20 protein-coding genes are annotated in these 22,391 nt (G+C 62.5%); 3 read left to right on the top strand and 17 right to left on the bottom strand.

Annotated features, from left to right (window positions below; translation table 11 throughout):
* Positions 1-7: 7 nt before the first annotated feature.
* The 4 genes from hisD to ACR0J1_RS13850 form a co-directional block, all read right to left on the bottom strand.
* Positions 8-1,270 carry a histidinol dehydrogenase gene (gene hisD, locus ACR0J1_RS13835; protein ID WP_480733448.1) on the bottom strand — a complete coding sequence of 421 codons (1,263 nt, stop codon included), beginning with the start codon at positions 1,268-1,270 and terminating at the stop codon, positions 8-10.
* A 9-nt stretch (positions 1,271-1,279) separates the two neighbouring features.
* A complete protein-coding gene (gene cuyB / locus ACR0J1_RS13840) occupies positions 1,280-1,975 on the bottom strand; it encodes a cysteate racemase (protein WP_480733447.1) in 696 nt (231 codons plus the stop codon).
* A 32-nt stretch (positions 1,976-2,007) separates the two neighbouring features.
* Positions 2,008-3,021 (bottom strand): D-cysteate sulfo-lyase, encoded by a 1,014-nt coding sequence (cuyA, locus tag ACR0J1_RS13845; RefSeq protein WP_480733529.1) that lies wholly within the window; start codon positions 3,019-3,021, stop codon positions 2,008-2,010.
* Positions 3,022-3,229: 208 nt separating this feature from the next.
* The gene (locus tag ACR0J1_RS13850) at positions 3,230-4,201 is read right to left on the bottom strand and encodes a LysR family transcriptional regulator (protein ID WP_480733446.1); all 972 of its coding nucleotides are present in this window, start codon (positions 4,199-4,201) and stop codon (positions 3,230-3,232) included.
* Positions 4,202-4,381: 180 nt separating this feature from the next.
* Here ACR0J1_RS13850 and ACR0J1_RS13855 point away from each other — a divergent pair, with 180 nt between their 5' ends.
* The 3 genes from ACR0J1_RS13855 to ACR0J1_RS13865 all read left to right on the top strand — a co-directional run bounded on the left by ACR0J1_RS13855 (position 4,382) and on the right by ACR0J1_RS13865 (position 7,521).
* Positions 4,382-5,377: a taurine ABC transporter substrate-binding protein gene (locus ACR0J1_RS13855; RefSeq protein WP_480733445.1), complete on the top strand. Its 996-nt coding sequence runs from the start codon at positions 4,382-4,384 to the stop codon at positions 5,375-5,377.
* A gap of 75 nt (positions 5,378-5,452) precedes the next feature.
* Positions 5,453-6,259: a taurine ABC transporter ATP-binding protein gene (locus ACR0J1_RS13860; RefSeq protein ID WP_480733444.1), complete on the top strand. Its 807-nt coding sequence runs from the start codon at positions 5,453-5,455 to the stop codon at positions 6,257-6,259.
* The gene (locus ACR0J1_RS13865) at positions 6,256-7,521 is read left to right on the top strand and encodes an ABC transporter permease (protein ID WP_480733443.1); all 1,266 of its coding nucleotides are present in this window, start codon (positions 6,256-6,258) and stop codon (positions 7,519-7,521) included. The genes ACR0J1_RS13860 and ACR0J1_RS13865 overlap by 4 nt, the downstream gene beginning before the upstream one ends.
* Positions 7,522-7,589: 68 nt before the next feature.
* Here ACR0J1_RS13865 and ACR0J1_RS13870 read toward each other — a convergent pair whose 3' ends face one another.
* The 13 genes from ACR0J1_RS13870 to ACR0J1_RS13930 all read right to left on the bottom strand — a co-directional run bounded on the left by ACR0J1_RS13870 (position 7,590) and on the right by ACR0J1_RS13930 (position 22,389).
* Positions 7,590-8,255 (bottom strand): D-lyxose/D-mannose family sugar isomerase, encoded by a 666-nt coding sequence (locus ACR0J1_RS13870; RefSeq protein WP_480733442.1) that lies wholly within the window; start codon positions 8,253-8,255, stop codon positions 7,590-7,592.
* A 13-nt stretch (positions 8,256-8,268) separates the two neighbouring features.
* The gene (locus tag ACR0J1_RS13875) at positions 8,269-9,195 is read right to left on the bottom strand and encodes a carbohydrate kinase family protein (protein ID WP_480733441.1); all 927 of its coding nucleotides are present in this window, start codon (positions 9,193-9,195) and stop codon (positions 8,269-8,271) included.
* A 21-nt stretch (positions 9,196-9,216) separates the two neighbouring features.
* Positions 9,217-11,031: a family 1 glycosylhydrolase gene (locus ACR0J1_RS13880; RefSeq protein ID WP_480733440.1), complete on the bottom strand. Its 1,815-nt coding sequence runs from the start codon at positions 11,029-11,031 to the stop codon at positions 9,217-9,219.
* A gap of 67 nt (positions 11,032-11,098) precedes the next feature.
* On the bottom strand, positions 11,099-13,012 hold the full coding sequence (locus tag ACR0J1_RS13885) for a beta-galactosidase (protein ID WP_480733439.1): 1,914 nt from the start codon (positions 13,010-13,012) through the stop codon (positions 11,099-11,101).
* Entirely contained in the window at positions 13,009-13,869 is an 861-nt protein-coding gene (locus tag ACR0J1_RS13890) for an SMP-30/gluconolactonase/LRE family protein (RefSeq protein WP_480733438.1), read from the bottom strand. The genes ACR0J1_RS13885 and ACR0J1_RS13890 overlap by 4 nt, the downstream gene beginning before the upstream one ends.
* The gene (locus ACR0J1_RS13895; protein ID WP_480733437.1) at positions 13,866-14,471 is read right to left on the bottom strand and encodes a 2-dehydro-3-deoxy-6-phosphogalactonate aldolase; all 606 of its coding nucleotides are present in this window, start codon (positions 14,469-14,471) and stop codon (positions 13,866-13,868) included. The genes ACR0J1_RS13890 and ACR0J1_RS13895 overlap by 4 nt, the downstream gene beginning before the upstream one ends.
* A complete protein-coding gene (locus tag ACR0J1_RS13900) occupies positions 14,468-15,361 on the bottom strand; it encodes a 2-dehydro-3-deoxygalactonokinase (protein ID WP_480733436.1) in 894 nt (297 codons plus the stop codon). Before ACR0J1_RS13900 ends, ACR0J1_RS13895 begins: the two co-directional genes overlap by 4 nt.
* A 4-nt stretch (positions 15,362-15,365) precedes the next feature.
* Entirely contained in the window at positions 15,366-16,130 is a 765-nt protein-coding gene (locus ACR0J1_RS13905; protein ID WP_480733435.1) for an SDR family NAD(P)-dependent oxidoreductase, read from the bottom strand.
* Positions 16,130-17,836 (bottom strand): IlvD/Edd family dehydratase, encoded by a 1,707-nt coding sequence (locus tag ACR0J1_RS13910; RefSeq protein WP_480733434.1) that lies wholly within the window; start codon positions 17,834-17,836, stop codon positions 16,130-16,132. The genes ACR0J1_RS13905 and ACR0J1_RS13910 overlap by 1 nt, the downstream gene beginning before the upstream one ends.
* A gap of 58 nt (positions 17,837-17,894) precedes the next feature.
* The gene (gene melA, locus ACR0J1_RS13915) at positions 17,895-19,235 is read right to left on the bottom strand and encodes an alpha-galactosidase (RefSeq protein ID WP_480733433.1); all 1,341 of its coding nucleotides are present in this window, start codon (positions 19,233-19,235) and stop codon (positions 17,895-17,897) included.
* Positions 19,236-19,257: 22 nt separating this feature from the next.
* Complete coding sequence (locus tag ACR0J1_RS13920; RefSeq protein ID WP_480733432.1) at positions 19,258-20,106, bottom strand: carbohydrate ABC transporter permease; 849 nt, start codon at positions 20,104-20,106, stop codon at positions 19,258-19,260.
* Between the two features lies 1 nt (position 20,107).
* A complete protein-coding gene (locus ACR0J1_RS13925) occupies positions 20,108-21,034 on the bottom strand; it encodes a carbohydrate ABC transporter permease (RefSeq protein WP_480733431.1) in 927 nt (308 codons plus the stop codon).
* 95 nt (positions 21,035-21,129) lie between these two features.
* Positions 21,130-22,389, bottom strand: a complete 1,260-nt coding sequence (locus tag ACR0J1_RS13930) for an ABC transporter substrate-binding protein (RefSeq protein WP_480733430.1) — start codon at positions 22,387-22,389, stop codon at positions 21,130-21,132.
* Positions 22,390-22,391: the final 2 nt, after the last annotated feature.

A 22,391-nucleotide genomic window follows, 5' to 3' on the forward strand; every position in this document is an offset into this window, starting at 1 on the left:
GCAGGGCTCAAAGCCGCAACTCTGCGGCGCGGGCGTGGCCTTCCATGCCCTCCATACGGCTGATCCGCGCGGTGCGCCGGGCGAGTTCTTGCGAGGCCAGCGGAGTGCAGCGTTGCCAGGTCACGGTCTTGGTGAACTTGTGCACCGACAGCCCGCCGGTGTACCGCGCCGCGCCGCTGGTGGGCAGGACATGGTTGGGCCCCGAGGTCTTATCGCCGAAAGCCACCGTTGTCTCGGCTCCCAGAAACAATGAGCCATAGGCCGACAGCCGATCCAGCCACCAATCCGGATCGTCGGCCAGAACCTGCAGATGTTCGGGCGCGTAGCGGTCAGCCACCTGCGCGGCCTCTTCCCGGGTGTCGCACAGGACGATCTCGGCGCGGTCGCGCCATGACGCTCGCGCGGCGGAGGCATTGGGTTCGGGCAGGCTGTCGATCAGGGTGCCGACGCGGGCTATCACCCCTTGGGCCAGCGCCTTGTCGGTGCTGACCAGCCAGACCGGGCTGTCGGTGCCGTGTTCCGCCTGGCTGACCAGATCCCAGGCAACGGTTTCAACCGGCGCGGTTTGATCGGCAATCACCAGCGAATCCGTGGGACCTGCGAACATATCGATGCCGACCTTGCCGAACAGCATCCGTTTGGCCTCGGCGACATAAGCGTTTCCGGGGCCGACCAGAATATCCGCCGGGCGCGCGCCGAACAGGCCGTGGGCCATGGCCGCGATCCCCTGCACACCGCCAAGGTTCAGGATCAGGTCTGCACCAGCAAGGTCCATGGCATAGACGATGGCATCGGGAATCCCCGTGTCAGGGCGGGGGGGTGAGACGGCGGTGATATGCGGCACCCCCGCGACCTTGGCCGTTGTGATGGTCATCAGCGCGCTGGCGATATGGCTATAGCGCCCGCCGGGCACGTAGCAGCCCGCGCTTGAGATGGGGATTTGCTTTTGCCCGGCGATCAGGCCCGGCATCACCTCGACCTCGCAGTCCTGAACCGTGGCCATCTGCGCCTCGGCAAAGCGGCGGATGTTTGCATGGGCGAAACGAATGTCTTCCCTGACCGCATCGGGCACCCGGTCACAGGCCGCTTTGCGCGCGGCGTCGGACAGGACGAAATCTCCGGTCCAGCCGTCCAGCTTTTGGGCATAGCGCCGGACCGCGTCTTCGCCGTCGCGCGCGATGTTCGAGAGCATGATCGCCACGATGTCGTGGATATCGGTGTTCTCGGTTTCAGGGCGCGGCTGGGCGGTTTTCAGATAGGTGACGGCCATGGAGAAACCTCAACGGGGCAGGCTGTGGGCGTGAATGGCGCGGGTCAGAACGTCGACGGTATCGAGGACGGGTGGCCCTGCGGACAGGTTGCGCGTGTGCAGCGAGAACTCGGAACAGGCCACCAGCAGCAGCTCTGCCCCGCGCCGGGTCAGATCATCTGCGGCGGCAGAGAGCGTCTTCAGCGTATTCGCGGTTGCTCCTTCCGCCTTGATGCGCCGGATTACGCCCAGCATCTGGTCTTCATTCCCGGGCCAGAGCGCGGCAAGACCCGCGCGCGCCAAAGGTGCATCGAACACGCCGACCTTTCTCATCGCCGGAGAGGCGAGGATGCCGATCTGACTGCCGGGCGGCAGCATTTGCGCGGCTTCTTCGACGGACAGATCGACCATATGCAGAAATGGGACCGAGACCGCCTGTTCGATCTGCGCCGCATAGTGATGCGCCGTGTTGCAGGGCATCGCCAGAGCGGTGGCCCCCGATCGTTCCAGCCCGCGCGCCATGTCGGCCAGAACCGGGGCGGGATCGGTGCCGGTGCCCTCGATCAGATGGGCGATACGGGATGGCACCTGCGGGTTCATATCAATCAGCAGGGGCAGGTGATCCGAGTCGTCGCGCGCCTGCACCGTGTCCAGCAGCCGCTGTTGCAACAGGATGGTTGCCTCGGGACCCATGCCGCCCAATATGCCTACAACCCGGCGGGTCATACGCGTGCCTGATGCAGGACGAGCCCCAGCATTTACAGATTGACCCAGCGATCGGCGTGATCGAAGGCGAAATCATAGCCGAACAGACCGACCGACCCGCCTGTGTGCAGGAACACCAGACGTTCGCCGTTGAACGTGCCCTTGCGGGCCAGATCGATCAGACCTGCCGCGCCTTTGGCCGAATAGACCGGGTCCAGCAGGATGCCTTCAAGTTCGGCGAACATCCGGATCGCCTCAATGCCGCTCTCGGTCGGCAGACCATAGCCTTCGCCCACATAATCGGTATTGGCCATCACGTCCTCGCGCCGTACCACGTCGGGACACCCCAGCTTCTCGGCCGTCTTGCAGGCCAGATCATAGACCATCTGTTCTTGCTTCGGCTGCGGCGCGCGGGTGCCGATGCCCAGCACCGGAATGCCCGTTTTCATGGCGCACAGCCCCGTCACCAGCCCGGCCTGCGTGCCGGATGAACCGGTGGCATGGACCACGCGGTCGATCCGCAGATCGGCATCATTGGCCTGACTGACCAGTTCCAGCGCACAGTTCACATAGCCCAACGCCCCGGTCGGGTTCGAGCCACCGCCGGGGATGACATAGACCTTGTGCCCCTCGGCGCGTTTCTTTTCGGCGGCGCGTTCCATCTCGGCGGGCATGTCGTGGCCACCGGGGAACTTCTCGGTGGTGGCACCATGCAGATGATCCAGCAACACGTTGCCATTGTTGTTATAATTGGCGTTGTTATAGCTGGTGCGGTCTTCCAGCAGGACATGGCATTTCAGCCCCAGCCGGGCGGCAAAGGCGGCGGTCTGGCGCGCGTGGTTCGACTGGGTCGCGCCCTGCGTCATCACCATATCTGCGCCCTGTTCAATTGCTTCGCCGAACAGGAATTCCAGCTTGCGGGTCTTGTTGCCGCCCGTGGACATCCCGGTGCAATCATCGCGCTTGATCCAAATCTCGACGCCCAGAGCATCGGACAGACGCTCCATCGGCTCCAACGGGGTTGGCAGGTGGGCAAGAAAAACGCGGGGGAAACGGGAAAGATGCATCAAGCTGTCCTGATCTGAGCCCCGGGCCTGATGGAAGATCAGCAGGTCGCGGGGCCGTTGGTTGGGTTTGGGCATATGCGCGGCCAGACGGCGGGCCTCGCAGGTCACGGCTAATCAGAGCGCTAAGGCCCTGCGGGTCAAGGACCGGCTTATGGTTTCGAAAAAGCCGGAAGATAACTTCGATATTTCGCCGCAAGGCAAGATCCCGTCAGGCCGGTGTCTGCAGGGTCCGGAAATCTTCGTTCAGCCAGGCAAAGCGTTCATTCATGGGCGCGGTCACATGCTGGCGGATCAGATTCTGTAGCGTCTTGTGTATCAGCCGCGTGGTTGTCGGGGGATAGACGTTTGTGGTGAACAGAGACACCGTGCGGGCAAAGCTTTTGCCGGGAAAGGGTAGGGCGCGGGTGTTGTCATGAAACCGCCGGGCCCGGTAATAGCTGGCCGCGGTGGTGATCGCCCACCCGCTGCCCTCGGCAACCAGCCCGATGATCGACTGGTTGCATTCAAGCTCGAACCGGTTGGGCAGGTTGATCTTGCTGCGTGTCAACTGCATCTCGATCAGCTTGCCGATGGTGTGATCGCGCGAATAGCGCAGCAGCGGCAAGTTGGTTTCAGCGTTCAGCAGCCCTTCGACCTGACCGTCATACGACGGCGGAAGGATCACGATGAAGGGGTCGCGCAGCAGCGGGAATTCCACCAGACCCTCCACATGCCCCGCCGGTCGCGTCGCCACTCCGGCGTCCAGCTTCTGGGACTGCAGCTTGTCGATGATTTCGTGGCTGGGCCGGGTGAAATGGCGAAAACTGCAGCGGGGCAGCGTCGCGGACAGATACCGAAACAGCTCGGGCGCGACCCGGCTGTCGAAGTCGTCAATCAGCCCCAGCCTCAGATCGGTCGCATGTTGCCAGCTACCTGACCGCAACTCGGCCTCCCCGCGCCTGAGGGCCATCAGCCCTTCCTGCACGTGGCGGGAAAACACCGTGCCTGCCGGTGTCAGGCCCATGGGGCGGCGGCTGTGATCCACCAGTTCCACATCCAGTGCCTTTTCCAGACTGCGCAAATGGTTCGAGACGGTGCTGATCGACAGCCCGGTCTCGGCCGAAACCTTCTGGATTGACCCGAGCTTGGAAATCAGCTGAAACACTTCCAGCCATCTGAGGCTGAGTGATTTTTGTGCCACCGGCGGTTCCCCAAAACAAAAAATGCCTAAGTCAAAAGCGAAACAAAGTTTCGCTTTTTCCGCAACAGGTTTTTTGTTTCACGATTCCGCCCCCCTCCGCTTATGGTTTCTGCACTGATCCGGAGTCCGAAGTCAGAGAATAATCGGACAGACGGGACCAGCAGGGAGAAAATAGTCAAAATGATCAAGAGAAAACTGCTCACAACCACCTTTGCCGGAATTGCAGCACTGACCGCTTCGCAGGCGGCGGCGCTGGACGAGATTACGGTTGCATATTTCCTCGAATGGCCGATGCCGTTCCAATATGCCAAGGCAAACGGGACCTATGAAGAAGAACTTGGCGTCAAGATCAACTGGGTGTCGTTCGACACCGGCACGGCGATGTCTGCGGCGATGGCGTCCGGTGACGTGCAGATCGCGGTCAGCCAGGGTGTGCCGCCCTTCGTGGTGACGACCTCGGCGGGTCAGGATATTCAGATCGTCGATGTCGCGGTCAGTTATTCCGACAATGACAACTGCGTCGTGGCCGAAGCGTTGGAGATCGACAAGACCAACGCGGGCGAGTTGAACGGCAAGAAGGTTGGTGTGCCGATCGGCACCGCGGCGCATTACGGTTTCCTGTCGCAGATGGGTCATTTCGGCGTCGATGTCGGCTCGATGGAGATCGTGGACATGGCCCCCGCCGATGGCGCGGCAGCTTTTGCGCAGGGCAATCTGGACATGGTCTGCGGCTGGGGTGGCGCGCTGCGCCGCATGGTCGAACATGGCAACATCCTGTTGACCGGGACCGAGAAAGAAGAGCTGGGCATCCTCGTCTTTGACGTCACCAGCGCACCGTCCGGCTTTATCGAGGAAGAACCCGAACTTCTGTCGAAATTCCTTAAGGTCACGGCGGATGCCAACGCCAAGTGGAACGCGGGCGACAGCAAGGATGAAATGCTGCCAGTGATCGCCAAGGATGCGGGTATGGACCCGGCGGATGCCGAGGCCACCATTGCCACCTTCACCTTCCCCTCGGTCGATGAACAGCTGTCTGACAAATGGCTGGGCGGCGGCGCGCAGGAGTTCATGAAGGGCGTTGCCAACGTCTTTGTGTCCGCAGGCAGCATCGAGGCCGCGCTGGATTCCTATGACGGGGCCGTGAATGCGGCGCCGCTGACGGCAGCGAATAACTAAAGCACGCAAGATGCTTATTGCGACCGGCCCTGTGATTGGGCCGGTCCTTGGCTATGGACGCAGGAAGGAAACAGGATGCCCGAACTGGACATTGTCGATTTGTCCATGCGATTTGACCTGCCCAACGGCTCATCGGTCCAGGCACTGCAGGATGTCTCGCTCAGCCTGAAGGAAGGTGAGCTGATGTCGGTGCTTGGCCCGTCAGGTTGCGGTAAGACCACGTTGCTGAATATCGTCGCGGGATTTCTGGCCCCCACATCGGGCCAGATCGAACTGAACGGCCATCTGGTCAAAGGCCCGGACGCGGAACGCGGCATGGTGTTCCAGAAAGGGGCGCTGTTCGAGTGGATGAACGTGCGCGAGAATGTCGAGTTTGGCCCGCGCATGAAGGGTATGCCCAAGGCCGACCGCGACAAGATTTCGGACCATCTGCTTGAGGTTGTGGGTCTGCAGGATTTCAAGGACAAGGCGGTTTACGAGCTATCTGGCGGGATGCAGCAACGGGTGGCGCTGGCGCGCTGTCTGGCGAATGAGCCGGACGTGATCCTGATGGATGAACCGCTGGGCGCGTTGGACGCGCTGACCCGGGAAAAGATGCAGGGACTGGTGCTCAAGCTGTGGAAGGAAACCGGCAAGACCATCATCCTGATCACGCACTCGGTCGAAGAGGCGCTGTTGCTGGGCGAACGCCTGATCGTGATGGCCCCCAGACCGGGCCGGATTCACCGCGAATACAACCTGCCCTTTGCCGAGCGCGGCGTGAATGCGGACCTGCGCGACGTCAAGAAATCCGAGGGGTTTGCCGAAAAGCGCGATGAGATTCTGTCGATGATCTGGGAGATGGAAGAGGAAATCATGGGTCGGACGGAGCAGGCGGGATGATTGTTCTTCTTTTCTATGTCGGGCTGTTTGCGGGCGCCTTTTTCATCGTCTACGCCTTGCGGCGTGGCCTACATGCACGTCAGGACTTCACCAGTCTGAAGACCGTCACCTTCGGCGACGAAAGCGCCGTGCGGGCGGATCGGGCCGCATCGATCATCTCGGTTCTGGTGATCTTTGTGATCTGGGCCGCCTTTACCGGGTCCAAATTGTTCCCGATCCACGTGCCGGGCCCCTTCGTGGGCGAGACGCAGTTCACGTACACCTTGGAAAACGCCGATGGCACCACGGATGAGGCGACGGTCTTCGTCCGCGTCCCGGCCTTTGGTGAAGAGGTCGATGATTTCGAAGTCGAGCCCGGAACCGGTTTTGCCAAGGATGATGCCTTTGCCGCACCGGCGGGGCGATCCTCGACCATTCTGTTTGACAAGAATGACGAGGCCAAACGCAAGGACGGGGCCAAGATCATCGCCATCAACGGGATTCCGATTGGCCCCGATGACAGGGTCGATGCGGGTGACGGCACGGTGGCGCTGACGGGCAAGGGTGCGATCAGCTTTACGCCCAAGCAGGGCCTGCAGATGAACCCGATCTGGTTGCCTGCACCGGAAACTGTCGTGGCGCGGTTCTTTGAAATCGCCAGCGAGGGCTATCAGAACTTCTCGCTGTGGCAGCATCTGGGCTGGTCCCTGCTGCGCGTGATTGCCGGGTTCGTGGCGGGTGCGCTGGTCGGGATCCCGCTGGGTTATGCCATGGGTCTGTCAGGCTGGTTCCGCGGCTGGTTCGATCCGATCGTCGAGTTCATGCGGCCCGTTCCGCCACTGGCGCTGATCCCGCTGGTGATCATCTGGTTCGGCATCTGGGAGACGGGCAAGATCGTCCTGCTGTTCCTTGCGGCGCTCTGGATCATGACCATCGCGGCGCGGGCAGGGGTTTCGGGGGTGAATATCTCGAAAATCCACGCGGCTTATTCGTTGGGGGCGTCGAAATGGCAGATCATGCGCTATGTGATCGTGCCCAATTCCCTGCCCGAGATTTTCACGGGTGCCCGCGTGGCCATGGGCGTCTGCTGGGGGACGGTTGTGGCCGCCGAACTGGTCGCGGCGCAGAAAGGGGCCGGGATGATGATCATCGCGGCGTCCAAGTTCCAGCTGACGGATATCGTCATCATGGGGATCGTTCTGATCGGCGTGATTGGCTATGGCATCGACATCCTGATGCGCAAGGCCGAGAACTGGCTGGTGCCGTGGAAGGGCCGCAGCTAAGGCGCAAGGCCTGAACGCAAAAAACCGCCCCGGTGCAGGCCGGGGCGGTTTTGTTTTGCGGTCAGAGCTTAGTAGTCCGCGACCAGCAGGAAATCGGGGGCGGCGTCTTCCTCGATGGTCGCAAAGCGCGGGATTGGGTCTTTGAAGACGTTGTCGGTGCGGTCGTCGTTGACCGTCGAGACCTCACCAATCAGGCAATCGCCCTGCTCGGCCCAGAAGGCGTGCCAGATGCCGGGCATCAGGGTGACGCTTTCGCCTGGCTTCAGGCGCAGCAATTCGCCTGGCTGGATGGTAACGGCGCACCCGTCGCTGGGCACAACCACGGGCGTGTCGCGGTCGATACCGCCATCGGGGTCCGAGGCATAAATCTCCATCACCAGATCACCGCCGCCGCGGTTGATGATGTCTTCAGCCTTCAGGATGTGGCGATGCATCGGCGAGAGCTGCTTGTCGCGCGAGATCAGCAGTTTTTCGGCATAGAGCATCCCGCGCCCATGGCTCAGGTCGTTCACATCGCCGTTGCGCAGGGTGAACAGGAACAGACCCAACTCATCGAACCGGCCTTGTCCATAATCAGTAATATCCCAGCCCAGCCCGCGGCCACGGATGCCCGCCGCCTTGTCGCTGCGCATCTCATCGGGCGACCAATCGGCAAAGGGCGGCAACACGGCCCCGAAGGATTGAATAAAGGCCTGCGCCTCGGTCTTGATGCGGTTGATATCGGATCGTTTCATGGTTTTCTGCTCGTTAAAGTTCATGCGCCCAGGGCGGGTTTGCCCCGGCACGGGATACGGTTACGGCGGCCACCTGCGCGCCCAGTTCTAACGTAGCCCGCAGGGCCTCTGTCGGCAGGGACTGCAGCGCTGTTTTCGTCAGCTGCCCGGCGCGATCAAGCTGTGCCAAAACGCCCGCGTTGAACGTGTCGCCGGCGCCGACGGTATCGACGACCTCGACCTTCTGAACCGGAACCGAGACCTCGGACCCGTCGGCAAGATAGCCCGTCGCGCCGTCGCTGCCTTTGGTCACGATCACAACCGACGGCCCGGCTTGCAGCAGCAGCGGGATTTTCTCGGCGTGAGGTTCGGGGCCGGGAATGATCCAGTCCAGATCCTCGTCGGAAACCTTGATGATATCGGCCTGTGCGATCATCCGGTTCAGACGCGTCCGGTAACGGGTCTGGTCCTTGATGAACCCCGGTCGGATATTGGGGTCCAGCATCACCGCACGGTCCGTCCCGTGTCGCTCCAGTAGCGCGGCGTAGGCGTCGGCGCAGGGTTCGCAGGCCAGGCTGATGCCGCCGAAATACAGCGCCGAGACGCCCGGCAGCTGATCGGGCATATCTTCGGGCTGCAGCATCCTACCGGCCGAGTTTTCGTCAACAAAACTATAGGTTGCGTGGCCGTCCTGAAGCTGCACGAAGGCCAGCGTCGTGGGGCGGTCCGAGCGGATGACGTGGCTCGTCGAGACATGGCTGATCTGTAGTGTGGCGGTTAACTGCTGGCCAAACATATCCGTCGACAGGCCGGTCAGCAGCCCAGCCTGCACATCCAATCGACCCAAGGCGATGGCGGTGTTGAAGATCGCGCCCCCGGAATGCGGCACGAACCCTTGTTCGCCAGACATGGTGGGGGCGGCGATCATATCGATCAGGGCTTCTCCGCAGCACAGGATCATTCCGCCATCCTTTCCCATCATTCAGCGCGCGAGCGCATTCTTGCAGAAATTGTTAGCGCCAACAATGCCGAACTCATGCTGTTCCGAGACATAAAGGTCCATCCCCTGACGCAACGCCGCGAACCGCCCGCCCGCGTTGAAGGCGCGCAGGAAATCCTGCCCGAACAGCCAGCGGTTTTTCTCGGCCACGCCACCCACCAGAAACACGCCGCCCGTGGGCACCAGTGCGACGGCCAGATCGCCCATGATCGCGCCCAGATGCTCGGTAAACATGCGCGCGGCCCGAACGGCGCAGGGGTCGGTTCCGTCCTGCGCGTCCTGCAGAATCTCTTTGGCGGATCGCGCCGCGCAGGTCTGGCCCTCGGCCATGCCGACGGCCTGATAGAGGATCGGCAGGCCGGTGCCGCTCAGGAACATCTCGGCCTCGAGCGCGAGGCTGTCGTCGAAAAAACACTCGGGCGCGATGCGGCGCGCGGCGGCGAAAACGTCGACCTCGTCACTGTGGCGCGGTGACAGGCCCATGTGACCACCTTCGCCCGAGACGGTGTGAAAATGACCCTCGGAATACAACAAGGCTCCGACGCCCAGACCGGTTCCGGGCCCCACGACCAGCCGGGTGCCCATGGGCGGGCTGGCCTCTCCCTGCAGCACTTCGACCTGATCGCCGGTGATCTCGGCCACCGACCACGCAGCGGCGGTAAAGTCGTTTATCACGAAGGTATGCCGCGCGCCGGTGGCGCGGGCGAGCTCGTCTTCGGACAAGAGCAGATTGGCGTTGGTCAATTGGATCGAACCATCGCGTACCGGCCCGGCCCCGGCAGCCACGACGGCGCGCGGATCGGTGCCGATCTCGTCCCGCAGCCCTTGCAGCGCCCGACGCAGATCGGCCAATGCGCCGGTCGGGTGCTTGCGCAGGTCGGTGAGTTCGCCATTGGTGACAACCCCCAGCCGGGTGTTGGTGCCACCGATATCCGCCACAAGGTTCCAATGCGCGTGCAGATGACCCTGAGGCTGCACCCAGGGGGCGGGTTGATCGCCTTTGTTCAGGGCCTCGGGCAGGGTATCGCCGGGCAGTATCGCATTCTGAAGTGGAATGCCGCTGGCCAGCGCCCGATGCACGACCTCCAGCGCGGGACCGGGTGCGCCATCGGCAAAGGTGACAACCAGTGGCAGGGCCTTTGAATGGTGGTGCACTTTGGACAGCAACGCCGGGGCGTCGGCGGTGTTCACGGTCACGCTGCACCAGTCGACCGGTTGGGCAATGGTTGTCAGATCATCCTGCCACGCCCGGGGCAGGGCGGCCTCTAACCGGTCCAGAAGCGCAGCCGAGTAGCCGTGGCCGGTCACAACTGTCAGCAAGTCCGGGTCGTTGCATCCCAACTCAAAACCCAGATTGGCCATCCCATAGCTGCGCATGGTCTGGATGGCCCGACCATGGGCAAGCAACTGGTGATGCAGGCAGCGGGCCTCGGTGCGCGGATCGGTGGTTTTGGGCGACGGGCATCCCGGGGCCACGCTGTACACGCGGTCGCCCAGCCGTACTGCAATGGTTTCAGCGAAGTCAGCGAACCGGTCCGCCATATCCCGGTTGCGCCAGCCTCCAAGATCCCCGAGCGCGTCGGGAAGCGTCGCATGATCCAGCACAAGGCAGGGGCGCAGGCCATGTTCCAGCATCTGATCGACCCGCCTCGCGTGGGGGTCCAGCGCCTTGCCATCCTCAAAGCTATCGGCCCAGCGGATGGTAAAACGATAGCTGTCAAACCCGCGCGTAATGGGGGCAAGTTCCGCTGCGCCAAACAGGAAACCTGAGGGGAAGTCTGAACGGGTGTATGTCATCATTGCAACCTGCTGGGGCGTGACCGGCGCCATGCCACCTAGCAGGTTATGTTAGCGTTATCTAGCCTTATGATCCGCCCGCGCTGCGCGCACGGAACAGGACATCGCAGCCGTCGATCTGTTGCCCCTCCCAGACAACGGGCGCGGCGTTGTAATTGATAAGCACCTCATGGGATGCCGTCTCACGCCGCCGCAGTCCCGGTGGCATCGGGAACAGGTCCAGCCCAGTCTGCGCGGCGGCCATGGCAACGATCCGGTCCCATAGGGCTTCGTCCGGGAACCCGGGCAGATACCAGAGAGTATCGGTCCCTTTTAGCGCCGGGTTGCCCTCGGCAAAGGTCAGCAGATCAGGCGTGGTGCCTGACAGGCGTTCGATCCAGTGTTGCGCCGCGCCGCCGCCCGTCACCTCTCGGCGGATCGAGGGCGGCAGGGTTTCGATCAGGTCGACATGGCAATCAAGGGTCTCCAGCCCCGGACGGCCCGCCTCGGGGATCTGGAAATCATGGGTGATCGCCCCGGTACGCGGCCCCAGAATCGCGAGATCGGAACAGGCACGCAGGCGTTGTTCCAGATCGCCCGCCACCGCCAGACCGGGGGCGAGGATCAGCTTGTAACGCTTGGCCCCGGTATTGTTGGCGGGCAGGAAATCCACCGAAAGCCCAGCCCGCCGCAGCGCGCGATAGGCCGAGAACACCAGCCGGAAGTAATCGAACCCGGCCCCTTGCGGTTGCGTGGCCCAAGCCCAGTCCGAGGCATAATCGAACACGATGGCCACCGGCGCAGGGGCGGGTTCGACCGCGCCAAGGGCGGCCAGATCATCAGCGGTCTGCCGCGCCTCGGCCAGAGCGGGCGCGGCGACATTGTCAGGGGTCAAAAGCCCGGCATGCATCTGTTCCTGCCCGAACGGAGCCTGCCGCCAGCGGAAATAGCTGACTACCTCGGCCCCATGGGCCACGGCTTCAAGCGACCACAGGCGCACCATGCCCGGCAGGGGGGCAGGGTTATAAGGGGCCCAGTTTACCGGGCCGGGTTGTTGCTCCATCACCCACCAGCGGCCACGTCCGACCGCGCGGTACAGATCGTGGTGAAAGGCCTGCATGTCGGGGTCGCCCTGCTGCAGAAAGGCGGTCTTGTGCGCCTCGTCCGCCTCGAGCCGGTCGGACAGGAAGCCGATGGGATAGCTATCCCATGTGGCGATATCCAGATCGTCGCCCACCGCGAAATGGTCGAATTCCAGCACCCGACCCATATAGTTGTGCAGCAACGGCGCTTCGGTCAGCGGGCGCAGCGCGTCCACCTGCGCCTTGTTGAACGCCACCACCTGATCTGAGCTGAACCGGCGGAAGGCCAGCACATGAGCCGGGTTGGGCTCGGTCACGGTCTGGTTGGGCAGGTCGATCTGGTCAAAGCTGGTGTACTCCATCGACCAGAACACATTGCCCCACGCCGCATTCAGTTCTTCGATAGAACCATACTGCACCTCCAACCAAGCCCGAAACGCCAGCAGAGCGGGGCGGCTATAGCTGACGGTGGTTTCGTGGCAGGCATATTCATTGTCGATCTGCCACGCAGCGACATGAGGGTTGCGGCCATAGCGTTCGCCCATCAGCCGCGCGATGCGGGCGCATTCTTCGATATAGCCGACGTGGCTAAAGCAATAATGCCGGCGCGAGCCGAACTTACGTGCGGCCCCCTGCGCATCCACCGCCAGCATGTCCGGATGCCGGTCCAGCATCCAGCGTGGCGGCGTCGCGGTCGGTGTGCCCAGCACCACTTTCAGCCCCGCCGCGCCCAGCGTGTCGATGGCGCGATCCAGCCAGCCGAACTGCAGGTCTCCGGGGGTGGGTTCCATCCGGCTCCAGCCGAACTCGCCGATGCGCACCCATGTCAGGCCGGTTTCGACCATGCGGGCGGCATCCTGTGCCCACATCTCTTCGGGCCAGTGTTCGGGGTAGTAGCAGACGCCAAGTTCCGGTTTCATAAGATCACCTGATGTTCCGCTTGACCCTGACCCGCACCGGGCGCCGAGAAGGTCATGCCGTTGCTGGGTTGCTGCGCCAGCGCCTCGGCATCCAGCCCCTGACGGGCGGTGGTGCAGTAAAGCGTGGTCAGATCATCCCCGCCAAAGCCGGGGCACGAGGTATGGGCGGCCTCGAACGAAACCGCCCGTAGGAACTGCCCTGTTGGGTCATAGGCCGCAACCCGCGCTGCGCCCCATTGCGCCACCCACAGGTTGCCCGCCGCGTCGACAACCGCTCCGTCGGGGTTCAGCCCCTCGGCGCGCAGGTCCAGATGCACGGAGGCTTGGCCCTCGGGCCAGCCGGTTTCCGGGTTCAGCGGTTGGCGCATCACCTGCTGTGTCGCCGTGTCGGCATAGTAAGCGCAGGACCGGTCCGGAGCGAAGCAGATCGCGTTCGAGATGGTCACATCCGACACCAACTGCCGCAGTTCCCCGCGCCACAGGCGATAGATCGCGCCCGCGCCCGGTTCGGCATGCTTGCCCATCGTCCCGATCCAGAACCCGCCCCAAGGGTCGGCCCGCCCGTCATTCGAACGTGTTGCGGGGTTGTTGTCCTCAAGCGCTGCAACCAGCGTTTGGTCGCCATTCGACAGCCCAAACCGCCACAGCCCGTTTTCCGAGGCGACCAGCAGCGTGTCCCGATCCACCCATCCGGCAGCCGAGACATGCTCGCCGAATTGCCAGGCCCGGGCGGCATCGCCCTCGCGGGTCATCAGGCGTTTGGCGAAGATGTCGAACCAGAACAGTTGTTTGCGTTCGGGATGCCATAGCGGCCCCTCGCCCAACTTGCAGGGGCGGTCGTCAAAGACCTGACTCATGCGGCGGCCTCGTCATAGGCAGAGACGAGGCGGCGGGCGCGGTCGGCGACCTCGTCCACCGTCAGGCCCGGTTTATAAAGCGCCGAGCCGATGCCGAACCCATCAGCACTGGCCGCAAGCCATTCGCCGAAATTTTCAGGCCCCGCGCCGCCGACGGCAAAGACCTGTGTGCCCGCTGGCAGCACCGCGCGCAGGGCCGACAGGCCCGCAGGTCCCGCCATTGATCCGGGGAACAGTTTCAGGCCAGTGGCCCCGGCGGCCAGCGCGGCGAAGGCTTCGGTCGGGGTGAAGATGCCCGGCCAGCTTTGCAGCCCCAGCGCTGCTGTGCGGCGGATCACGTCGGCCTCCGCGTTGGGCGACACGATCAGCTTGCCGCCCACATCGGCCACGGCCTGAACCTGATCCGGGGTCAGAACGGTGCCGGCGCCGATCAGCGCCCGGTCGCCGCATTCGCGCGCCAGAATGCCGATGCTGTCCAGCGGGTGGGGTGAATTCAGCGGTACCTCGATCCGGTCGATGCCTGCGTCGATCAGGGCATGGCCAATGGCGGCGGCCTCGGTCGGGCGCAGGCCCCGCAGGATGGCGATGATGGGACGGCTCATGCGGTTTGCCTCGTCAGGGTTCGGGCTTGCGACAGGCCCGCCAGAGTGGCCTGCGTTGCGGTGATGGTCTCGGACGGCGCGCCTTGTTGCTGCAGGGCCTGCGCATAGACGGCAGACAGCCCGTCAGCCCCGATGATGGCCAGTTGCTGTCCCAGCCAATAGGGCCGGGCTGCCGCCAGTTCGACCCCGATCAGCAGGCCCGACAGGCGGGCGCGGGCGGTGTCGCCATCCTGCCCGTGAAGCAAATCGGCCGCCCGCAGACCGAACAATCGCGCGGCAAGCTGTTCCGGTTTGGACATCGCGTCGCTTATGGCCTCGGCGAAGGCCTCATCGTCCCAACCGGTGCCGATGGAGTGCCGCAGCACCGATTGGCCACGCAGCAGTTCGAACATCTCACCGGTCATGAAGGTGCGAAAGCTGATGACCTCTCCGGCGCTGATCTGAGCCCATTTCGTGTGCGTCCCGGGCAGGCAGATCACGCCGTCCCAATGGGGGCGCGTGGCCAGATAGCCCGCGATCTGCGTTTCCTCGCCACGCATCACGTCCGCCGGATCGGGCTGTTTCAGGCCCGGCACCACAAAGGCGCGGATGCGCGGGTCCGTGTCCGGCACGCGGATCGGAGCCCCGGGTACAGGCGCGGTGGGCACGGCGGTGTAGGGGGCCTCGACCCAGCCCTGCCGCGCGCCGACCATGCCGCAGGCGATCACATCGATGGGGGCAGGGCCCAGCCAGCCTTCGACCAGATCCAGCAGCGCGGCCTGAAAATCGCCCTTGGCGAGCCCGCCCATCCCCTTATCGGACTGCGCGCTGTCCAGAACGGTGTCGCCCTGCATCGCCCAGACGCGCAGGCTCGAGGTTCCCCAATCGACGGCGATCCATTCCACGTTCATTGCATCACCCCGTCACCACAACGCCGCCATCGACCGCCATGCACTGACCGGTCATGGCACGGCTGGCGTCCGACGCCAGAAACAGCGTCGGCGCGATCATGTCCTCAGGCGTCAGATGTTCTTTCAGGCACTGGCGGTCCAGATGTGCGGCCAGATCCTCGGGCGTGGCCCACATATCCAGTTGTTTCTGCGTCAGAACCCATCCCGGGGCCAGCGCGTTGACGCGGATGTTCTTCGGCCCCAACTCGCGCGCCAACGAGCGGGTCATGCCGGTGATCCCGGCATTTGACGTGGTGTAGATCGGATAGCCTGCGTTCCCCATCATATAGCTAATCGAGCTGAAATTGATGATCGAGCCGCCGTCTTTCATCTGCCGCGCGGCCTCTTGGCACGCAAAGAAATAGGCCTTGAGGTTGACCTCGATCATCCAGTCCCAGAACTCGGGTGTGGTGTCGTCCAGCGCGTGGCGCTTGTCATTGGCGGCGTTGTTGACCAGCACCTTGATCGGGCCATGCACCTCGGCGGCTTTGGCCATGGTGGCATGCAGCAATTCGGTGTCGGTCATGTCGCCCTGCAGGAACAGCGGCGCACGCCCGTGTTTATCGCGCATCTGTTCGACAAAGGCGCTGGCATCCGAGCGGCCGATAAAGGCGACATTGGCACCCTGGGCCATGAACCCATCCGTGAGTGCGGCACCAACGCCCGAGCCGCCGCCGGTGATATAGACCGAGGCTCCGTCGAGGTCGTGGAAGGTGGCGGGATGATCCATCAGTGGCTCTCTCTGGTCACAAGGCGGGTGTCTTTGCCGACGAGGAAATCGAGGTCGGCCCCCTGATCGGCCTGCAGCACATGGTCGATATAAAGCTTGGCGTAGCCCCGGGTGTAATGCGGATCATCCGGCTGCCACGCGGCGCGGCGGGTGGCAAGCTCGGCCTCGTCAACCAGCAGTTCCAGCTCGCCCTTGCTGGCCGAAACGCGGATACGGTCGCCGGTTCTTACCAGCGCCAGCGTGCCGCCGGCCTGTGCCTCGGGGCTGACATGCAGGATCACGGTGCCAAAGGCGGTGCCCGACATGCGCGCGTCCGAGATGCGGATCATGTCGCGCACGCCTTCTTTCACCAGCTTGCCGGGGATCGGCATGTTCCCGACCTCGGGCATCCCGGGATAGCCCTTGGGGCCGCAGCCCTTGAGCACCAGAATGGTGTCGGCTGTGACAGGCAGATCATCGCGGTCGATATTGGCTTTGAGGTCCTCGATGCTTTCGAAAACATACGCCTCAGCTTCGGTCTCCAACAGCTCATCCGTTGCCGCCGAGGGTTTCACGATGGCGCCGTTGGGCGCAAGGTTGCCGCGCAGAACGCGCAAGCCAGCGGCGGGTTTGACCGGATCGGCGAAGGGGCGGATGACGTCGGTGTTATAGCACTCGGCCCCCTCGTAATGCGCCGAGATGTCTTTGTTGAGAACCGTCTTTGCCGGGCGCAGGAACGGTTTGAGTTCGTTCAGAACGACCGGCACGCCACCGGCGTAGCAGAAATCTTCCATCAGATACTTGCCCGAGGGCATGCAGTTCACGAGCAGCGGGATTTCGGACCCGATTTCAAAGTCTTTCAGGGTCAAGTCCACGCCGACGCGACCCGCCAGCGCCAGCAGATGCACAACCGCATTGGTTGAGCCGCCGACAGCTGCGTTTGCCAGAATTGCGTTTTCGAACGCCTGATTGGTCAGGATATCCGAGGGCTTGAGATCTTCGTCCACCATCTCGACAATCCGCTTGCCGGTCAGATGCGCCAGCGCCATGCGACGCGCGTCGACGGCGGGAAGGGCGGCATTGGTGGGCAGGGACATGCCCATCGCCTCGACCAGCGAGGCCATCGTGGACGCCGTGCCCATCGTCATGCAGACCCCGGCACTGCGCGACATGCCGGATTCGGCGTTCATGAAGTCCTGCAGAGTCATCTCGCCCGCACGAACGTCCTCGGAGAATTTCCAGACATCCGTCCCAGAGCCGATATCTTTACCCTTGAACTTGCCGTTCAGCATCGGGCCGGAACTGACAACGATGGATGGCAAATCGACCGATGCCGCGCCCATCAGCTGCCCCGGCGTGGTCTTGTCGCAGCCACCCAATAAAACAACGCCGTCGATGCCGTAGGCGCGGATGGATTCCTCGACATCCATGGCCAGCAGATTGCGGAACAGCATGGCGGTGGGTTTCATCTGGGTCTCGCCCAGTGACATGACGGGGAATTCGACGGGGAAACCTCCGGCCTCCCACACGCCGCGTTTGACGCCCTCGGCCAGATCGCGCAGGCCCGAATTGCAGGGGGTCAGTTCCGACCATGTGTTGCAGATGCCGATGATGGGCCGCCCGTCAAAGGCGTGGTCGGGAAAGCCCTGGTTCTTCATCCACGAGCGGTGAATGAACCCGTCCTTGTCGAGTTTTCCGTACCAGTGCTGTGAGCGGCGTTTTTTCATTTCGGACTGTGCTTTTCGTGGCTGGGGTTGGAATTGAGTATTTGTGAAAAGATGAAGATCAGGCGGCACGCGCCGGGCGGCACCAGTCAGGCAGCCAGTCGGCATGGGCGGTCAGCAGATCGGTGACGAGGCTGCGGATCTGGCGTAGGTCCAGTTCGGCGGCGGTGTGCGGGTCCATCATCGCGGCGTGGTAGATGTGTTCGGGGTTTTCCTCGGCCAAGGCGCGGACGGTCAGTTCCTGCACGTTGATCTGTGTGCGCATCAGCGCGATCAGTTGCGGTGGGATGCCGGTGACGACCGAGGGTTGCACGCCATTGGCATCGACCAGGCACGGGGTTTCGACCGCGGCACCTAACGGCAGTTGCGGGATTTGGCCGGTGTTGGGCAGGTTGCCATAGGCCGTGTAGGGGGTATCGGTGACGATGGCGTTCATCAGATCAGCGGCAAATTCGTGGCTGCGAGTCACGTCGATATCGCGACCATCGGTCAGGGTTTTGGCCTGTTCCCTCCAACCTGCCACCTGTTCGACGCAGCGGGTGGGGTATTCGTCGAGCGGGATGCCGAACTGCTCGATCAGGTCTTCGCGTCCGTCCTTGATGAACCATGGCACGTATTCGGCCAGATGTTCCGAGCTTTCGGTGCAGAAATAGCCCAGATGATCCATCACCTCATACCGCACCTTGTTGGGGCAGCGGGGCATGAGTAAGGGCGGTTTTGGCAGCGCGCCGCTGGCATAGCCCTGCCGCAGCGCGGGGTAGAGGTCGCGGCCCTGATGTTCCAGCCGCAGGAAGAACGCGACGTGATTGACGCCTGCGACCTTATAGCGGAACTCGTCTTTGGGCAGGTCGAGGTCGTGGGCCAGTTCCTCGACCGTGTTCTGCACCGAATGGCACAGGCCGACCTGTTTTAGCGCCGGGAACCGTTCGGCCAAAGCCCAGGTGTTGATCGCCATCGGGTTGACGTATTGCAATAGGGTGGCGTCGGGGCAAAGCTGCGTCATGTCCTGCGCTACATCCCAAAGGACGGGAACGGTGCGCAGACCGCGCATGATGCCGCCAACGCCCAGCGTGTCGGCGATGGTCTGGCGCAGACCGTATTGCTTGGGGATTTCGAAATCAGTCACCGTGCAGGGCTGGTACCCGCCGACCTGGAACGCGGTAATGACGAAATCGGCACCATCAAGCGCCGCGCGTCGATCCGTGTGGGTGGTGACGGTAGCACCGGTTCCGACCGAGCGGATCATGGCGCGGGCCACCGTTTCGCTCTCAGTCAGGCGCTGCGGATCGATGTCCATCAACGCAAAATGGCTGTCGGCCAGAGCTGGGGTCAGCAGGGCATCGCCCACGATGTTCTGCATGAAGATCGTGGATCCGGCCCCGATAAAGGTGATCTTGGTCATGAGACAAGCCTTTGGTTTGTCGTTATTTTACAGCACCGAGGGTCAGGCCCGCGATGAAGTGTTTCTGCATCAGGAAGAACATGGCCACCGGCGGCAGGGCCGCGACGATGGAACCGGCACTCATCAATTGATAGGCGGCGCGGAATTGCGCATTGAAGCTGGTGATCCCGGCCGTGACAGGCTGGCTTTCGGCGCCTTGGGTCAGCACAACGGCCCAGAAGTAGTCGTTCCAGATGAAGGTAAAGATCAGCACGCTGAGGGCCGCAATCGCGGGCTTCATCAGGGGCAGGACCACGTACCAAAAGATGCGGACCTCGCTGATGCCTTCGACACGGGCAGCCTCGATCAGTTCAAAGGGCAGGGCGCGGATGAAGTTGCGCATGAAAAGGGTACAGAACCCGGTCTGGAACGCGATGTGGAACAGGACCAGCCCGGTTTTGGTGTTGTAGAGCCCCAATTCCAACGTCAGGTCGCGAACGGGGACCATTAGGATCTGGAACGGTACGAAGTTGCCCGCGACGAACATGAAGAAGATCCAGAGGTTCGACTTGAATTTGTAGATGCCTAGTGCAAAGCCGGTCATGCAGCTCAGCGCCACGGCTCCGATCACAGTCGGAACGGTGATCATGAACGAGTTCAGCAGATAGCGCGGCATATCGGAGTTGAAGAACACCTGCCCGTAGTTGAAGGCACCCTCAAAGCTGGAGGGCAGCCCCCAATAGTTAGCATTGGTGAAATCCGCCGCCGGTTTGACCGAGAACAGGGCAACCGCCAGCAGCGGGCCGAGCCACAGCAACAGGGCAATGGGCAACATGGCCTGATAGGTGATCTGCGCCGCGCGGGGTTGTTTTTCGATGGGTTTGGGAAACATCTCAGTGCCCCTTCTCTTCGCGATACATCGACCAGAGGAAATAGGCGATGAAGCACAGCATGATCAGGAAAAGGATCACCGCGATGGCGGCTCCATATCCCATGCGGAAACCGTATTCGGACAGGGCGACCTCGAACATATAATAGGCCAGAACTCGGGACGAACCGAACGGGCCGCCTTGTGTCATGATTGAGATCAGGTCGAACGACCGCAACGCACCAATGATGGTCACGACGAAGGCGATGAAGGTGGCGGGGCGCAGTTGCGGCAGGATGATATGCCACAGCATCCGCGCGCCTTTCGCGCCGTCCAGACGTCCGGCCTCGATCTGTTCGGGGTCTACGGCGTTCAGGCCGGTCAGATACAGGATCATGCAATAGGCGGTCTGCGGCCAGAGCCCTGCGAAGATGATGCCGTAGGTGACGAACCGTTCATCCCCCAGCACGTTCAGCGGGCCGAGCCCGAAGAAGCCGAGAAACTCGTTCAGCAATCCGAAGGTGGGGTCATAGAACCACGTAAACACAAGGCCCACGACGACCTGAGAGATGACGAATGGAAAGAAGAACAAAGACTTATAAAGCCGGATGCCCCAAACGGTCTGGTTCAAGAACAGCGCGATGAACAGCCCCGCAGGGATCGCCGCCAGATACAGGAGCAGCCAGATCAGGTTGTTCTTGAGCGAGATGAAGAAGGCATCCCGGTCGACCCATTCCCAATAGAGGTCCTCGTAATTGCGGAAGCCCACATATTCCGCCGCTCCCAGCCCGTCCCATTCATAAAGCGACAGGTTGAAAGACTGAAAAACAGGGATGATGACGTATACCAAAAAGAACAGCAGGCCGGGGGCCAGAAACAGCCACGGGGCGATACGCTGCTGGTTGCGGTGGAACCAGCTTTCCTGTTCAGGAGCTTCGACGGCTAAGGTCATTGATCATCTCGGGTTTTGTGGGGTGAAGGCGGGCTAAAGCCCGCCTTGCAATTGAGGGTGACGTAGGCCGGACATCACGCCCGGCCCATGTCGGATCAGTTGTCGTAGATACGCTGACGTGCGCGTTCCAGCTTGGCCAGAATCTTGTCTGCGTTGTCGGGCTTGACCATGAATTCCTGGAAGCCTTCCATCGACACTTTGGCCATTTCCGCAGGTGCGTCACGGTCCCAGAACTGGGCGACGCCGCCGGGGCTGTTTGACGACAGCATCTCGAAGCCCTGATTCAGGAACTTGTCGTCATCCACAGCCGACTGCGCGTTGACCGGAAGCTGACCGAGGTTTTTGCCGTTGTTGATCTCGGTCTGTTCGTCGGGAGAAACAACAAAGCGCAGGAACTCGCGTGCGGCTTCCTTGTTCGAGGCGTTCGACGGGATGTGGAACGTGTCGGTGGGTGCGTCTTCGGCCAGTTCAACGTCAGGGTTGATCGCCACGAACTGGTAGAAGTCCAGCTGATCATCGCTTAGACCCGCTTCGCGCAAGGGGGCCACTGCAAAGTTACCCATCAGGTAAGCGGTGGCTTCGCCATTGACCATGAAGGGCAGCGCCTCCTGCCAGCTATAGGTCTGGTGGTTGTCGATGAACGCGCCCATGTCGATCAACTGCTTCCAGTTGGCGAAGGTCTGCTTGACGCGATCGTCTTCCCAGCTCACCTCGCCATTGGCCAGCTGCTGGTGGAAGTCGAACCCATTGGTGCGCATGTTCAGGTAGTCGAACCAGCCACCAGCGGTCCACAGGAACTTGGTGCCGATGGTATAGCAGGCGCGACCGGAATCGACGATCTTCTGGCAGTTGGCCAGTTCTTCTTCCCATGTGGTCGGCTCGGTCAGGCCCAGCTCGTCAAAGATGTCTTTGCGATAGTAAACGCCCCACTGATAGTAGGTATAGGGCACGCCCCACTGCTTGCCGTCGATGGTCATCGCACCTTTGGTCGAGGCCAGGTTGTCGCCGATCTCAGCCTCGGCCCACAGGTCCGAAACGTCCTCGAACAGGCCGGCCTCGACATAAGGCTTCATTCGGTTGGCGGCATACCATGTGGCAACGTCCGGTGTGTCAGCCGTCAGGAAGTTGCGGATCTGGGTCTTGTACGCCTCGCGGTCGATCACGGTGGTTTCGATCTCAAGATCGGGGTGCTGGGCCTGGAACCGCTCGATCATCGCTTCCATCGTCGCACGCGGCGCCGGGTTCGATGTATCAAGGAAAATGCGCAACTCACCGGTGAGCTCGGCGGCTGCCGGGGCAGCAATTGCAACGCTCATGGCCAGCGCGGCCGTTGTGCGCTTGAAGATGGAATGCATGG

The organism is Ruegeria sp. CJ3, from assembly GCF_056536725.1.

Excerpts from the sequence above, each read along its gene's own strand:
- hisD (WP_480733448.1), bottom strand. The coding sequence starts at position 1,270 with ATGGCCGTCACCTATCTGAAAACCGCCCAGCCGCGCCCTGAAACCGAG.
- cuyB (WP_480733447.1), bottom strand. The coding sequence starts at position 1,975 with ATGACCCGCCGGGTTGTAGGCATATTGGGCGGCATGGGTCCCGAGGCA.
- cuyA (WP_480733529.1), bottom strand. The coding sequence starts at position 3,021 with ATGCATCTTTCCCGTTTCCCCCGCGTTTTTCTTGCCCACCTGCCAACC.
- ACR0J1_RS13855 (WP_480733445.1), top strand. The coding sequence starts at position 4,382 with ATGATCAAGAGAAAACTGCTCACAACCACCTTTGCCGGAATTGCAGCA.
- ACR0J1_RS13860 (WP_480733444.1), top strand. The coding sequence starts at position 5,453 with ATGCCCGAACTGGACATTGTCGATTTGTCCATGCGATTTGACCTGCCC.
- ACR0J1_RS13865 (WP_480733443.1), top strand. The coding sequence starts at position 6,256 with ATGATTGTTCTTCTTTTCTATGTCGGGCTGTTTGCGGGCGCCTTTTTC.
- ACR0J1_RS13870 (WP_480733442.1), bottom strand. The coding sequence starts at position 8,255 with ATGAAACGATCCGATATCAACCGCATCAAGACCGAGGCGCAGGCCTTT.
- ACR0J1_RS13875 (WP_480733441.1), bottom strand. The coding sequence starts at position 9,195 with ATGATCCTGTGCTGCGGAGAAGCCCTGATCGATATGATCGCCGCCCCC.
- ACR0J1_RS13880 (WP_480733440.1), bottom strand. The coding sequence starts at position 11,031 with ATGACATACACCCGTTCAGACTTCCCCTCAGGTTTCCTGTTTGGCGCA.
- ACR0J1_RS13885 (WP_480733439.1), bottom strand. The coding sequence starts at position 13,012 with ATGAAACCGGAACTTGGCGTCTGCTACTACCCCGAACACTGGCCCGAA.
- ACR0J1_RS13890 (WP_480733438.1), bottom strand. The coding sequence starts at position 13,869 with ATGAGTCAGGTCTTTGACGACCGCCCCTGCAAGTTGGGCGAGGGGCCG.
- ACR0J1_RS13895 (WP_480733437.1), bottom strand. The coding sequence starts at position 14,471 with ATGAGCCGTCCCATCATCGCCATCCTGCGGGGCCTGCGCCCGACCGAG.
- ACR0J1_RS13900 (WP_480733436.1), bottom strand. The coding sequence starts at position 15,361 with ATGAACGTGGAATGGATCGCCGTCGATTGGGGAACCTCGAGCCTGCGC.
- ACR0J1_RS13905 (WP_480733435.1), bottom strand. The coding sequence starts at position 16,130 with ATGGATCATCCCGCCACCTTCCACGACCTCGACGGAGCCTCGGTCTAT.
- ACR0J1_RS13910 (WP_480733434.1), bottom strand. The coding sequence starts at position 17,836 with ATGAAAAAACGCCGCTCACAGCACTGGTACGGAAAACTCGACAAGGAC.
- melA (WP_480733433.1), bottom strand. The coding sequence starts at position 19,235 with ATGACCAAGATCACCTTTATCGGGGCCGGATCCACGATCTTCATGCAG.
- ACR0J1_RS13920 (WP_480733432.1), bottom strand. The coding sequence starts at position 20,106 with ATGTTTCCCAAACCCATCGAAAAACAACCCCGCGCGGCGCAGATCACC.
- ACR0J1_RS13925 (WP_480733431.1), bottom strand. The coding sequence starts at position 21,034 with ATGACCTTAGCCGTCGAAGCTCCTGAACAGGAAAGCTGGTTCCACCGC.
- ACR0J1_RS13930 (WP_480733430.1), bottom strand. The coding sequence starts at position 22,389 with ATGCATTCCATCTTCAAGCGCACAACGGCCGCGCTGGCCATGAGCGTT.